The following is a 13,215-nucleotide window of genomic DNA, read 5'->3' on the forward strand; positions in this document are numbered from 1 at the left end:
ACAGGCCGGACCGGGAGCGCCGCACAACCATGAGTACGCAGGACCGACTGACGCACATCGACGAAGCGGGAGCCGCCCGCATGGTCGATGTCTCCGGCAAGGACGTCACCGCACGCACCGCGCGTGCCAGTGGACGTGTTCTCGTTTCACCCCGAGTGATCGAGCTGCTGCGCGGCGGGGGCGTCCCCAAGGGCGACGCGCTGGCCACCGCGCGGATCGCGGGCATCATGGGCGCCAAACGCACGCCGGACCTGATCCCGCTGTGCCACCCGTTGTCGGTGTCCGGTGTGAAACTGGACCTGTCGGTAGCGGACGACGCCGTGGAGATCCGGGCCACTGTGAAGACGACGGACCGCACGGGCGTCGAGATGGAGGCCCTCACCGCGGTCTCCGTCGCCGCGCTCACCGTGATCGACATGGTCAAGGCGGTCGACAAGGGAGCGGTCATCACGGACGTGCGGGTGGAGGAGAAGACGGGCGGCAAGTCGGGCGACTGGAGCCGGGCATGACGTATCGCGCTCTTGTGGTCACCGCCTCCAACCGGGCCGCCGCCGGGGTCTACGAGGACAAGGGCGGCCCGCTGATCGCCGACGGTCTGAAGCGCTTCGGTTTCACCGTCGAGGGGCCGCGGGTCGTGGCCGACGGGCGCCCCGTGGAGGCGGCCCTGCAGGCCGCTGTCGATTCCGGATACGACGTCGTCGTCACCACCGGCGGCACCGGCATCTCACCCACCGACCGCACCCCCGAGGCGACCCGCGCGGTGATCGAATACGAGGTACCGGGCATCGCGGAGGCCATCCGGGCGTTCGGCCGGGAGAAGGTACCGACCGCCGCGCTCTCCCGGGGCCTGGCCGGGGTGGCCGGACGCACACTGATCGTCAACCTGCCGGGTTCCAGTGGCGGGGTGAAGGACGGACTGGCCGTTCTGGAGCCCCTGTTGATGCACGCCGTCGACCAGGTCCGCGGCGGCGACCACCCGAGACCCGGCCCCGGCAGTGGGGGTGCGAGCTGAACAGCCCATCCTGGCCCGTCGTACTGGCGGACGGCGATGTCGTCCTGAGGCCGATAAAGATGCGTGACCAGCGGCTGTGGCGTGAGGTCAACCGGCGCAACCGGGACTGGCTGCGCCCCTGGGAGGCGACCATTCCGCCGCCCACCCCGAGCGGGCCGATCGCGCACCGGCCGACCTACCGTCAGATGGTCCGCCACCTCAGGGCCGAGGCGAACGCGGGGCGGATGCTGCCGTTCGTCATCGAGTACCGGGGGCAACTGGTCGGGCAGTTGACGGTCGCCGGAATCACCTGGGGCTCGATGTGCTCGGGGCACGTCGGCTACTGGGTGGACCAGTCGGTGGCCGGGCGCGGGGTGATGCCGACCGCTGTGGCGCTTGTCGTGGACCACTGTTTCCGCACGGTCGGCCTGCACCGCATCGAGGTCTGCATTCGCCCCGAGAACGGGCCGAGCCGCCGGGTCGTCGAGAAACTCGGATTCCGCGAGGAGGGACTGCGGCCGCGTTATCTCCACATCGACGGCGCCTGGCGCGACCATCTCGTGTTCGCGCTCACCGCGGAAGAGGTGCCCGACGGGTTGCTCCGACGCTGGCAGCGGGCACGCTCCAGGAGCACACCGCACGACAATCCCGCATAGCCGGGAAGCCCGGCCGGCACCTTGGCACCGGAAATGGAATATCTGTTCGAAAATGATCGGTGCATGACCGTCTCGGGCCATTGAATTCACGACTCATGCGGCCTGCTGATCGGATCGGTCACAAAAAAAGCTCGAAATATCAGCCAGATCGTGCGACACACCGGCGCAATTGGCAGATGGCCTCACGCAAACCCCTCTACCGTGTGAGGCGTGAGCAGCAGCGGCCTCATCTACGCAGTCATTGTCGGGGCCTGGGCCGCCTACTTGGTGCCGATGTGGCTCCGTAGGCAGGACGAGCTGAACGAGGCCCGTCCGACGGAACGCTTCAGCACGGCCATCCGGTTGCTGTCCGGACGGGCGGGCATGGAGCGTCGGTACGCCAAGGACCTGCGCGCGCGCTCCACCGACGAGGGGGAGCACGGCGCCGACGAACCGGATGCCGTCACCGAGTCGGTGGACGTCCGGGCCTTCGCCATGCCTCCGACACGTCCGCAGGCCCAGGCGGCGGTCCAGCCGTCGGCTTCGGAGCGCCGGGAGGCGACGCGCGAGCCCGCGCCCGAACACGGTGGCGCGCCGACGCGCAAGCAGGCGCCCGCACCCGCCGCTTCGGCGCAGTCCCAGGCTCAGACGCATGCCCCCGCACCCCGGCGCACGGCCGCCGCGGAAGCGGCCGCGGCGCGCGCCCGGCGTGTGAAGGTACTCGCGCGCCGACGGCGTACGACCGTGATGCTCTTCCTGGCCTTCACGCTCGGCACGATCGTCGCCGCCGTCGGGGGACTCGCCTTCCTGTGGGCGCCCGGTGTGCCCGCCGTGATGCTCAGCGCGTACATCGCTTACCTGCGCTCCCAGGAACGCCGCCGCTTCGCCTACCAGATGGACCGGCGCCGGGCCGAGGCCGCCGCACAGCGACTGCGGGAACGCGCGCGCCAGCCGCGCCGCCGCGCGTCCGTGAGCACCGGCGTGGACGCCGACGAACCGGAAGAGGGACCAGGGACGGAGACCGATCCCGGGCTCTCGGCGCTCGCCGCCGACCGGCGTGCCCTCGTCGAGCAGACCGATCACGCCGAGTGGATCGACCAGCAGCGCGAGCGGCAGCACCGGCCGGGCCACGGGGACAGCTGGGACCCGGTACCGGTGCCGCTGCCCACGTACGTGACCGCGCCGGTCGCTCCGCGGGCCACCTCGGACGTGGACCTCGGGGCCCCCGACGCGTGGAGCTCTGCGCGGTCCAGCAGTGCCGCCACTCCGGAGCAGTCGGGCCAGGAGGCGACGCCCGTCGCGGAGGACGAGGGATCGGAGGAACTGCCGGACGACGCGGAGGACAAGCCGGCGGCGGGCGGCCGCAGCGACGCCCGCCGCGCCGCCTCCGCCCGCCGCGCACGTGAGCGTGGCCGTACGCCACTCTTCGACCAGTACGAGGAAGGCGACCGGCCGCGCGCGGCCAACGAGTGACGGACGGGGGCGGGATCACCGCGCCCTGACCAGCCGGGAACGGATTTCCAAGCACCCGGACGGGGATGCTAGAGTTTCACTCGTTGCAAGGGCCTGTGGCGCAGTCCGGTAGCGCACCTCGTTCGCATCGAGGGGGCCAGGGGTTCGAATCCCCTCAGGTCCACGCATCTCAAAGCCCCTACTGGTGATCACCGGTAGGGGCTTTGGCATGCCGCGGGGGTGGACGCCCGCTTTGGCCGACCGAGCGACGAACAGCCGGTTGAAGTTGCGGGGTTCGTACGGGGTGCCGTAACGGGTCGTGAACACGAAGTCGGAGTCCGTCCACAACTCACCGGCCGCTCGCTTGGCCAACTCCCGCTCCTTCAGGCGGAGTTGTAGAGCCGTAACGCAGATCTGCGGCAGCGGCAGGTCGACCGAGGCCCAGGACGGCGGGGCCGACTCGGGGCCGTCAGGGCCGTCGAGGCGGATGACGGCGTGGGGCAGGTCCACGGACTGCCCGACGTGCCGGTCACTCGCGCCAAAGCAGCTCCCGGCCAAAGTCGCTACGCCGACCGCGTCTCTTCTCTGCGGGCGGCAAGCAGTGCACACATCCACTGGCAGGAGAGGCGAGGCGATTCATCCTGTTGCCTGGCTCGGAGTGCCCGACCCGTGGTGGATACGTAGCGTGCGTGCATGAGCGCGAAACGACTATGTCCGGTCGAGGTTGGAGGCGTCACCCGCAGGCCTGGGGTGTCGGCTCGACGCGTGCTCAATCGATCCATCCGAGATGTGGGCCGCGTGCTTGTTGCGGGGCGTGTGGTGTTCCCGTGATGAAGAAGATCTTGGCCGCGCTCGGCGTTGTGCTGGTCCTGCAAAGCCTCTTCGCACTCTGTCTGGTCAGTTCGCTGCAACTGCTGGTGCTGCGCAACGCCCCGATCGGAGTGACCGGCCCGTCCTTGGTCGTGAAGGCGGTGACGTCGAAGGTTTCCCTCCAGACGTTCAGCTACCAGGACGAGTCGGACGTGCTCGACGCGATCGACCAGAGCAAGCTCTACGGCGCCTACCTGCCCGGCCCCAAGAGCGACACCCTGATCGTCGTCCCGGCCAAGAGCTTCTTCGGCCGCGTCGAGCTGGAAGCCGCGTTCGGCGACGCGGCCAAGAAGCTCCACAGGCCCCTGACGGTGAAGACCGTCAAGCCGTTGCCGAAGAGCGACCGTCTCGGCGGTGTCGTCGGGCTGCTCCTGATTCCGCTGCTCATCGGCGGGTATCTCGCCGCCGTCCTGGTGCTCAAGGCGACCAAGACGGCCGCCGCACCGTGGCACGTTGCGATGCTCGTCGGCTACTCGACGGTCGGCGCCGTCCTGACCGACCTCATCGCCGGGCCGGGCCTCGGCGCCTACGAGAACAGCCATTTCTGGCCCCTGCTGCTGTGCTTCATCCTGATCGCCGTCTCCGTCACGCTCGCCGCCGCAGCCTTCCAGCGCCTGGTTGGACCGCTGGGCACGCTCCTGGTGGCGACCCTGTTCATCATCGTGGGCGGCTCCGCGGCCGGCGGGATCGGGCTTTTCCTGCTGCCCGTCTACTGGCAGCACATCGGCGCCATCTTCCCGCCGCAGCAAGCCGTCACCTTGCTGCGCAATGTCATCTACTTCGACGGCAACAACATCACGACGCCGCTCATCGTCCTCGGCCTGTACGCGCTGGGCGGAGCCGTCATCATCGGTTACCTGGGCCGCTGGCGGCCCGTCAAGAAGATCGATGGCAAAGCCCCTTCCCACCGGGCGGGCTCCACGCCGGAGTCGCCTTCTAGGCGCCCTGTCGTAGCGGTCCTGGCCGCGCTGGCCGTCGCCGCGGTGATGCAGTGTCTGTTCACCGCTAACTACATGAGCTCCGCACACGAGCCCGTCGCGACCGACCTCCCGATCGGGACCACCGGAGCGTCACCGGTCCTGAACGCGGCCCGAAAGAACCTCTCCCTCAAGGTCACCCAGTACTCCGACGAAAGCGCCGTGAAGGACGCGATCGACCAGGCCAAGATCTACGGCGCGCTCATCCCTGGAACGACATCCAACACGCTCCTCGTCGTCCCCTCCCTGAGCGATGTCGCCCCCCTCGATCTGGCGGGGAACTTCGAAGTGGCCGCCAAGAAGCTCCGACAGCCGCTCCACGTCGAGCAGTACGCGCCCCACCCACTGGCGAAGAAGGACCCCTTCGGGCTGGTCGAGTCGCTGATGCTGGTCCCGTTGCTTGTCGGCGGCTACCTGGCCGCGACGATGCTCAGAGCTACGACCGGGACCTCGGTCGGACGCTGGCGTCTGCCCGCACTCGCCGGGTTCGCCGTTCTCGCCGCCCTGCTGGTCAACGTCGTCGTCTGTACCTGGCTCAAGGGCTACCCGGCACAGAAGTTTTGGATCGTCTGGCCAATCCTCGCCCTGATCATCGCGGCGGTCGCCGTCGTCGCCGCCGTCCTGCAAAAGCTCCTCGGAGCCGCCGGAACCCTCGTGACCGTCATCGTGGTCATGCTCTTCGGCAACCCGTCATCAGGCGGAGCCAACGGAGTCCCGTACCTACCGGCGTTCTGGCGCGCCATCGGCCCATTCCTGCCACCGCGCAACGCCTACATCCTGCTCCGCAACACGATCTACTTCGACGGCCACGGCACTACACAGGCCCTGATCGTCCTGCTCCTCTACCTCGTTGTCCCCGCCGTGGCCCTGCTTCTGCTTTACCGCTTCCGTACACCCGACAGCGCCGTGACCCCGGAGACCGAGGCCGAGGCGAGCGCGCTGACAGTCCCTGTCGGAGGCCTGCCGTAGGCGTAGAGGTCAGGCCTCCGGGTTGTGCTGTACAGCAGCGGACTACAGCAACACATGCTCACAGCGGCTTCGCGAAGCACCTGCTGTCCTCGTGGAAGCGGTAGTAGCCGAACTTCACGCACGGCTCGTAACCGCTCGACGTGTACAGGGCGATGGCCTCCGGCTGCTTGGTGCCGGTTTCCAGGACCATGCGGTGGCGGCCGGCCGCGCGGGCGTCGTCCTCCAGGGCGGTGAGGATGCGGCGGGCGAGGCCCCGGCCGCGCGCCACGTCGACGACGTACATGCGCTTGAGCTCGGCGTCGCCGTCCAGGTTGCCCTCGCCGTTCGCGTCCCGGGCACGCCAGCCGCCCGTGGCCACGGGGGAGTCCATCTCGTCGTACGCGATGAGGAAGATGCCGGTGGGCGGCTCGAAGTCCTCCGGTGCCAGGGTCGTGGCGTCGCCGCCGTCGCCGTAGCGGACGTGGTACTCGGCCTGTACCTGGTCGTTCAGCTTCACGGCGTCCGGGTGGTCGAAGGGGACCTGGCGTATGTGCATGCTCATCACCATAAATTGATCAGATCGGCAGCAGGGTCCGACCCAGTGTGCCGGTATCGTTCGCGGGTGCTCACTGTGACCTCCGCCAACGTGAATGGACTGCGCGCCGCCGCGAAGAAGGGCTTCGTGGAGTGGCTCGCGGACACCTCCGCCGATGTGCTCTGCCTGCAGGAGGTGCGCGCCGAGCCGCAGCAGCTGCCCGAGGGGGTCCGAGCCCCTGAGGGCTGGCACGTGGTGCATGCGCCCGCCGCCGCCAAGGGGCGCGCTGGTGTCTCCCTCTACACCCGCCGGGAGCCGGACCGTGTCCAGATCGGCTTCGGGTCGGCCGAGTTCGACACCAGCGGGCGGTACGTCGAGGCCGACCTGCCCGGTGTCACCGTCGCCTCCCTCTATCTCCCCTCCGGCGAGGTCGGTACCGCGCGGCAGGAGGAGAAGGTCCGCTTCATGGACGAGTTCCTCGGGTACCTGAAGAACCTGCGCGAGCGCGCCGCCGCCGACGGCCGCGAGGTCGTCGTCTGCGGCGACTGGAACATCGCCCACCAGCAGGCCGACCTCAAGAACTGGCGCGCCAACCAGAAGAGCTCCGGGTTCCTGCCGGAGGAGCGGGCCTGGCTGAGCCGGGTGTTCGACGAGACGGACGGCGGTTACATCGACGTCGTGCGCGCACTGCACCCGGACGTCGAGGGGCCGTATTCGTGGTGGTCGTACCGGGGGCGGGCGTTCGACACGAATGCGGGTTGGAGGATTGATCTCGCGGTTGCGACCCCAGGCCTCGCAGGCAGGGCGGTCAAGGGGTTCGTGGAGCGGGCCGCCAGCCATGATGAGCGGTGGTCGGACCACGCTCCCGTGACGGTCGTCTTCGACAGGTGACGCGGGCCGTGGGGGTGCGCCAGTGTCTGACACACCCCCACACGTGGCGTGTAGGCCAGATCAGGGGCGTGACCCGATCGTGAAGGTCAAGCGGGAGGTGTCGGGGCCCGCTAGACGCTCCCGTCCGCCGCCCGACCGCCCCTTGGCGACGGTGACGCGAACTCCGTCGTTGAGGAGTTGCTCCCGCGTCACCTCGCCGTCCACGGTGAACGCATCGCGGTAGCGGTTGACGGTGTACTCATCCAGCCAGTCAGCGCGGATCGCGGCGGGGGCGAGACAGATCGTGCCGCGGGCAGCTGCGCGGCAGCCGTAGTCGCCGTAGCTGTAGGCCTTCCGCGCGGCGAAGTACATGCGGCCACCACAGCCCGCGCAGTGCGCCACGCCGATCAGCAGTGAAGTCCCCCGGCGCTTGGGGTGGATGCCGTTCGAGCGGGCGCTGAGAACATCCTGGAGGGCCTTGAACTCCTCTTCGGTCATCAGCGGGGGACCGATCAGCACGGGCGAGCCGTCAGCGTCGCGGACGGACTCTCCCTTGTGTACCCGGTGGCCCATCAGCGCTGGAGTGCGGAGGATCTTGCACAGGCTGCCCGCTGTCCAGCGGAATCGCTCGAATTCGCGTCCGTGACGCCGCCCGCCTGTGGGACGCCCCTGCAGTTGGGCGTGTCGGTCTCGCGGCACCAGAACGCCCGCGCTTTCGAGTTTGTGGGCGATGGCGACCAGGGACAGTCCGGAATGCACGTCGTCGACAACTGCGCGGACGACGGAGACGGTCTCGTGGTCGGGCACAAGGCACCAGCCGACGCCGGAGGGGTGAGGTGCCTTCTTGTACCCGAACGGCACAAGGCCGCCGCCATAGCGGCCCGTCGCGCGCAGCACCGCGTGAGCGCCGGTGAGGCGGGCAGAAAGCGCCCGAGACTCCTGTTCGGCAGCGTAGGCCAGGTCCATGCAGCGGCGAACGGCATCGCCATGTGCCTGCGGTGTCACTACGAGCGGCTGATGTTCTTCGGGCATCCCGAAGACGAGTGTCGTCGCATGCTGCTGACCCCATTCGATCAACTCGGACATGTGAGCGACGGAGCGTACGGCGCGGTCCACATGTGACCACACGATGGCGTCGTATGCGTCCGGGCGCCGCAGCCAGGGTGACAGGGAAGGCCTCTCGAACGGTGACATCTCGCGTGCGGACACCCCCAGATCTGTGGCCTCGGCGATCAAGGCGAAACCCAACTGCTCGGTGCGCTGTCGGATGCAGGCGCGCTGCCTGCCGGGCGAGGTGGTCACCGTGGTCACGTTGCTAAGGCGCACGGCGCCAAGAGCTCGCGGGTGTTCAGCGGAAGTCGAAGCCGGTTGTGATGGCTGAGGACTAGGCTTGGGCACGTCGACGCTCCTCGAAAGTGTCGGCCACACCCCGGGACTGGTCGCACAGTCGCCGGGGCCTTTTCGATCTCACTCTCGGAGTCCGAACGTCATTGTGGTCGTCGATCGAGGGAAACTGCCTCGATGGAGTGAACGTGGCGGGTTTGCCGGACGGCTGGGCCTAGTCCCGCTTCCGCAACCGCCGGTCCAACGCCAGTGACAGCTCCGCCTCCACGACGCTCCGCGCCAGCGGGCGCAGGCGGTGGAGGTCGTCCTCTCCCGCGTGGCGCAGGACCAGTTCGGCGAACATCTCCGCCAGGGCGTCGACGTGTTCGCGGACGCGCTTGCCGGCGGTCAGGACCTCTGCCAGCGGGATGCCCTCGCGGACCAGGGCCGAGGAGACGTCCAGGAGCCGGCGGCTGATGTGGACGATCTCGTCGCCGTCGGTGCCGAGGTAGCCGAGTTCCATCGCGGCGGCGAGGTTCTCGGGCGTGACCTCGCCCTCGAAGCGGGCGGCGAGTTCCTCGGGGGTGAGGCGGACCGGCTCCTCCTCGGTGGGGGTGTCGAGGCCGACGAGGTCGGCGACGTCCCGGCCGTGTTCGAGGGCGTCGGCGAGTTCCGCGATGCCGGTGAGGGTGTGGCCGCGTTCCAGGAGCGCGGCGATCGTGCGCAGTCGGGCCAGGTGGTGGTCGTCGTACCAGGCGATACGGCCCTCGCGGCGGGGCGGCGGGATCAGTTTGCGTTCGCGGTAGAAGCGCAGGGTGCGCACTGTGATGCCGGCCAGGCGGGCCAGTTCCTCCATGCGGTATTCGCGCTTGTCCGTCACGGCCGCAGCCTATGTCGTACCCCGGGTAACTTTCTTTCTCCCCGACCCCTACCCATCGGTACGGAGCTGCTCTACCCTCCCATTGCGCCAGTGTTCACTGGCAGAGTCGGGCAGGGAAGGCATCGGCATGGCCGAACACGAGCATGTGCGGGTGGCGGTGGTCGGGTCCGGATTCGGCGGGCTGGGGGCCGCCGTACGGCTGCGGCGCGAGGGTGTCACCGACTTCGTCGTGCTGGAGAGGGCCGCCAGTGTGGGTGGTACCTGGCGGGACAACAGTTATCCGGGGTGTGCCTGCGATGTGCCCTCCCACCTGTACTCCTTCTCCTTCGCGCCCAACCCGGACTGGCCGCGCACCTTCTCCGGGCAGGACCACATCCGCGCCTACCTGGAGCATGTGACCGACGTCTTCCGGCTCCGCCCGCACATCCGCCTCAACTCGGAGGTGAAGCGGATGACCTGGGACAGCCAGAAGCTGCGGTGGGACATCGAGACCTCCAGTGGCAGTCTCTCGGCCGACTTCGTCGTGTCCGCCACCGGGCCGCTCTCCGATCCCAAGATCCCCGACGTTCCCGGCCTGGACTCCTTCCCGGGCAAGGTCTTCCACTCCGCCCGCTGGGACCACGACTACGACCTGCGCGGCAAGCGGGTCGCCATGGTGGGGACCGGCGCCTCGGCCATCCAGATCGTCCCGGCCGTCCAGCCGCTCGCCCGGAGGCTCACGCTCTTCCAGCGCACCCCGCCCTGGGTGATGCCCCGCATGGACCGGGCGATCAGCGGCGCCGAGCGCTGGCTGCACCGGCAGCTGCCCTTCACCACCCAGGCCCGTCGCGGACTGCTGTGGGGTATCCGGGAGTTGCAGGTCCAGGCGTTCACCAAGCGGCCCAACGAGCTCGGTGCGGTGGAGCAGTTGGCCAAGCGCAACATGGCCCGTGCCATCAAGGACCCGGCCCTGCGCGCCAAGCTCACCCCCGACTACCGCATCGGCTGCAAGCGGATCCTGCTGAGCAGCACGTACTACCCGGCGCTCGCCCAGCCCAACGTGGACGTGGTCGCGAGCGGGCTCAGCCGGGTCGAGGGGTCGACACTCGTCGCCGCCGACGGCACCGAGGCCCAGGTCGACGCGATCGTCTTCGGTACGGGCTTCCATGTCACCGACATGCCGATCGCCGACCGGGTCGTCGGCGCGGACGGGCGGACGCTCGCCGAGGCGTGGAAGGGCGGGATGGAGGCGCTGCGGGGTGCCTCCGCCGCCGGCTTCCCCAACTGGATGACCATCATCGGGCCCAACACCGGTCTGGGGAACTCCTCGATGATCCTCATGATCGAGTCCCAGCTGAACTACCTGGCCGACTTCGTACGGCAACTCGACGTCCTCGGCGGCCGGGTGGCCCTCGACGCCCGGCCCTCCGCCGTGCGGGACTGGAATGACCGGGTGCAGGAGCGCATGAAGCGCACGGTGTGGAACACCGGCGGCTGCACCAGCTGGTACCTGGACGCGAACGGCCGCAACAGCACGATCTGGCCCGGCACGACCACCGAGTTCCGGCGGGCCACCCGGCGGGTGGATCTCGCCGAGTACGAGGTGCTGCGGGTGCCGGCACACGCGGAGGCGACCGCCGTATGAGCCGTCCGACGCACGTGATCTCCGGGCCGTACGCCCCACCCGTCCCGGTGCGCGAGCTCACCGCCCTGTCCGCCGACGGCGCCCGCCTGCACGTGGAGGTGCACGGTCCCGACGACGCGCCCCCCGTCGTCCTCGCCCACGGCTGGACCTGTTCCACCGCCTTCTGGGCCGCCCAGATCCGCGAGTTGCGTGCCGACCACCGGGTCATCGCGTACGACCAGCGCGGCCATGGACGCAGTCCGGCGAGCCCCGCCTGCAGTGCGGACATGCTCGCCGACGACCTCGAAGCCGTACTGGAGGCGGCCCTCGGGGCAGGCGGGAAGGCGGTGATCGTCGGTCACTCCATGGGCGGGATGACCGTCATGGCCGCCGCGGAGCGTCCCACGTTCCGTGCGCGCGCGGCCGCCGTCCTGCTGTGCAGCACCGGTTCGTCGCGGCTGGTCGCCGAGTCGACCGTCGTACCGATCCGGGCCGGGCGGCTGCGCACCTGGCTGACCCGGCACGTCCTCGGGGCGCGGGCGCCGCTCGGACCGGTCACGCCGCTGGCCCGGCGGATCCTCAAGTACGGGACGATGGGGCCCCGGTTCGGCTCCGCACATGGTGGAGGCGTGCGCGCGGATCGTGCACGCCTGCCCGCGCAAGGTGCGCCACGCCTGGTCGCAGGTCCTCGATCTGCTCGATCTGGACCACGGCGTACGGCAGCTCGGCGTGCCGACAGCCGTCGTCGTCGGTACGGCCGACCGGCTCACCCCGCCCGTGCACGCACACCAGTTGGCCGCCGCCCTGCCGAACTGCCTCGGAGTGACCGAGCTGCCCGGCGTCGGCCACATGACGCCCATCGAGGCGCCCGAGACGGTCACCGCACGGATCCGTGAACTGGTCACCACCTACGTACAGGTCAAGGAGGGCGCATGAGCAGGGTCGGGCTCGAGGGACAGGTCGCGGTCGTCACGGGGGCCGCGCGGGGCGTGGGCGAGCTGCTCGCCCGCAAGCTGTCGGCGCGCGGGGCGAAGGTCGCGCTGGTCGGCCTGGAGCCGGACGCGCTCAAGCAGCTCTCCGGACGGCTGCACGGCGACAGCGACCACTGGCACGCCGACGTCACCGATCACGAGGCGATGGCCCGGGTCGCGCGGGAGGTCAAGGAGCGGTTCGGGAAGGTCGACATCGTGGTCGCCAACGCCGGTGTCGCCACCGGCGGGCCCTTCGTCGACTCCGATCCGGAGGCGTGGCGGCGGGTGATCGAGGTCAACCTCATCGGATCGGCCGTCACCGCAAGGGCGTTCCTGCCCGTGCTGATGGAGAGCCGGGGGTATCTGCTGCAGATCGCCTCCCTCGCCGCGATCACCCCGGCGCCGATGATGACCGCGTACTGCGCGTCCAAGTCCGGTGTGGAGGCGTTCGCGCACAGCCTGCGCGCCGAGGTCGGACACAAGGGCGTGCGGGTCGGGGTCGGGTATCTGTCGTGGACCGACACCGACATGGTGCGCGGGGCCGACCAGGACGACGTCATGCGGGAGCTCAGGCAGCGGCTGCCGTGGCCGGCCAACAAGACGTATCCGCTGGGGCCGGCCGTCGAGCGGATCGTGGCCGGGATCGAGCGGCGGTCGAGCCATGTGTACGGGCAGGGGTGGCTGCGCGGGATGCAGGGGATGCGCGGGTATCTGCCGGGGCTCATCGGGACGGTCGGGCAGCGGGAGATGCGGCGGTTCGGGGAACGGTTGGAGGGTATGCGGGTGGGACTCGTCGGTGCAGGTGGGGCCGCGGATGAGGAGGCTCGCGCTACGCACCGTGACTGATCGAAATGCGTTCTTTGTCCGGGCGTGTGAATCTGGTCGAGGCCCCGGCCAGGGGCCTTTCCCCTCACCCCCACGGGAGTGAACCCACATGGGTATGAAGGACCAGTTCCAGGACAAGTCCGAGCAGTGGCAGCAGCAGGCCAAGCAGAAGGCCGAGCAGGCCAAGCAGCAGGGCCAGCGGGGTCGTCAGGGCCAGGGCCCCGACCGCGACCGCATGCGGGACGAGGAGACCGAGCGGCTCCAGCGCGAGGAGCAGGAGCGGCTCGACCCCGACTACGAGATGTAGTCACTGCTTGACGCGTGGGGTGCCCTCT

At 69.5% G+C, this 13,215-nt stretch carries 12 protein-coding genes, 1 tRNA gene and 1 pseudogene; 11 read left to right on the top strand and 3 right to left on the bottom strand.

Going from position 1 to position 13,215, the window contains the following annotated elements; genetic code table 11:
* The first annotated feature begins 29 nt into the window (after window positions 1-29).
* The 6 genes from moaC to M2157_RS27370 all read left to right on the top strand — a co-directional run bounded on the left by moaC (window position 30) and on the right by M2157_RS27370 (window position 5,894).
* Window positions 30-509 (top strand): cyclic pyranopterin monophosphate synthase MoaC, encoded by a 480-nt coding sequence (moaC, locus tag M2157_RS27345; protein ID WP_280866437.1) that lies wholly within the window; start codon window positions 30-32, stop codon window positions 507-509.
* The gene (locus M2157_RS27350; RefSeq protein WP_280858212.1) at window positions 506-1,012 is read left to right on the top strand and encodes a MogA/MoaB family molybdenum cofactor biosynthesis protein; all 507 of its coding nucleotides are present in this window, start codon (window positions 506-508) and stop codon (window positions 1,010-1,012) included. Before moaC ends, M2157_RS27350 begins: the two co-directional genes overlap by 4 nt.
* Complete coding sequence (locus tag M2157_RS27355; RefSeq protein WP_280859045.1) at window positions 1,009-1,647, top strand: GNAT family protein; 639 nt, start codon at window positions 1,009-1,011, stop codon at window positions 1,645-1,647. The genes M2157_RS27350 and M2157_RS27355 overlap by 4 nt, the downstream gene beginning before the upstream one ends.
* A 210-nt stretch (window positions 1,648-1,857) precedes the next feature.
* Window positions 1,858-3,099, top strand: coding sequence for a gephyrin-like molybdotransferase receptor GlpR (gene glpR / locus M2157_RS27360; RefSeq protein ID WP_280858211.1), 1,242 nt, complete (start codon window positions 1,858-1,860; stop codon window positions 3,097-3,099).
* Window positions 3,100-3,188: 89 nt separating this feature from the next.
* Window positions 3,189-3,262: transfer RNA gene (locus M2157_RS27365), tRNA-Ala, on the top strand.
* Window positions 3,263-3,908: 646 nt separating this feature from the next.
* Window positions 3,909-5,894, top strand: coding sequence for a hypothetical protein (locus M2157_RS27370; RefSeq protein ID WP_280866438.1), 1,986 nt, complete (start codon window positions 3,909-3,911; stop codon window positions 5,892-5,894).
* Window positions 5,895-5,952: 58 nt separating this feature from the next.
* Here M2157_RS27370 and M2157_RS27375 read toward each other — a convergent pair whose 3' ends face one another.
* On the bottom strand, window positions 5,953-6,429 hold the full coding sequence (locus tag M2157_RS27375) for a GNAT family N-acetyltransferase (protein ID WP_280858210.1): 477 nt from the start codon (window positions 6,427-6,429) through the stop codon (window positions 5,953-5,955).
* Window positions 6,430-6,495: 66 nt separating this feature from the next.
* On the opposite strand from M2157_RS27375, the gene M2157_RS27380 reads away from it, so the two are divergent.
* Complete coding sequence (locus tag M2157_RS27380; RefSeq protein WP_280866439.1) at window positions 6,496-7,299, top strand: exodeoxyribonuclease III; 804 nt, start codon at window positions 6,496-6,498, stop codon at window positions 7,297-7,299.
* 60 nt (window positions 7,300-7,359) lie between these two features.
* Here the strand turns inward: M2157_RS27380 and M2157_RS27385 are convergent, their stop codons facing one another.
* Together M2157_RS27385 and M2157_RS27390 are read right to left on the bottom strand one after the other, a co-directional pair.
* Complete coding sequence (locus M2157_RS27385; protein ID WP_280866440.1) at window positions 7,360-8,589, bottom strand: recombinase family protein; 1,230 nt, start codon at window positions 8,587-8,589, stop codon at window positions 7,360-7,362.
* Window positions 8,590-8,836: 247 nt separating this feature from the next.
* The gene (locus M2157_RS27390; protein ID WP_280866441.1) at window positions 8,837-9,481 is read right to left on the bottom strand and encodes a MerR family transcriptional regulator; all 645 of its coding nucleotides are present in this window, start codon (window positions 9,479-9,481) and stop codon (window positions 8,837-8,839) included.
* A gap of 127 nt (window positions 9,482-9,608) precedes the next feature.
* Here M2157_RS27390 and M2157_RS27395 point away from each other — a divergent pair, with 127 nt between their 5' ends.
* From M2157_RS27395 to M2157_RS27410, 4 genes and pseudogenes are all read left to right on the top strand, one after another.
* Window positions 9,609-11,105, top strand: a complete 1,497-nt coding sequence (locus M2157_RS27395; protein ID WP_280866442.1) for an NAD(P)/FAD-dependent oxidoreductase — start codon at window positions 9,609-9,611, stop codon at window positions 11,103-11,105.
* Window positions 11,102-12,020: pseudogene (locus M2157_RS27400) on the top strand (alpha/beta hydrolase). Before M2157_RS27395 ends, M2157_RS27400 begins: the two are co-directional and overlap by 4 nt.
* Window positions 12,017-12,901 (top strand): SDR family oxidoreductase, encoded by an 885-nt coding sequence (locus M2157_RS27405; RefSeq protein WP_280858205.1) that lies wholly within the window; start codon window positions 12,017-12,019, stop codon window positions 12,899-12,901. The pseudogene M2157_RS27400 and the gene M2157_RS27405 overlap by 4 nt, the downstream one beginning before the upstream one ends.
* 88 nt (window positions 12,902-12,989) lie before the next feature.
* Window positions 12,990-13,187, top strand: coding sequence for a hypothetical protein (locus M2157_RS27410; protein ID WP_280858204.1), 198 nt, complete (start codon window positions 12,990-12,992; stop codon window positions 13,185-13,187).
* Window positions 13,188-13,215: the final 28 nt, after the last annotated feature.

Origin of the sequence: Streptomyces sp. SAI-127, assembly GCF_029894425.1 — a bacterium.
In the GTDB taxonomy this organism is placed as follows: domain Bacteria; phylum Actinomycetota; class Actinomycetes; order Streptomycetales; family Streptomycetaceae; genus Streptomyces.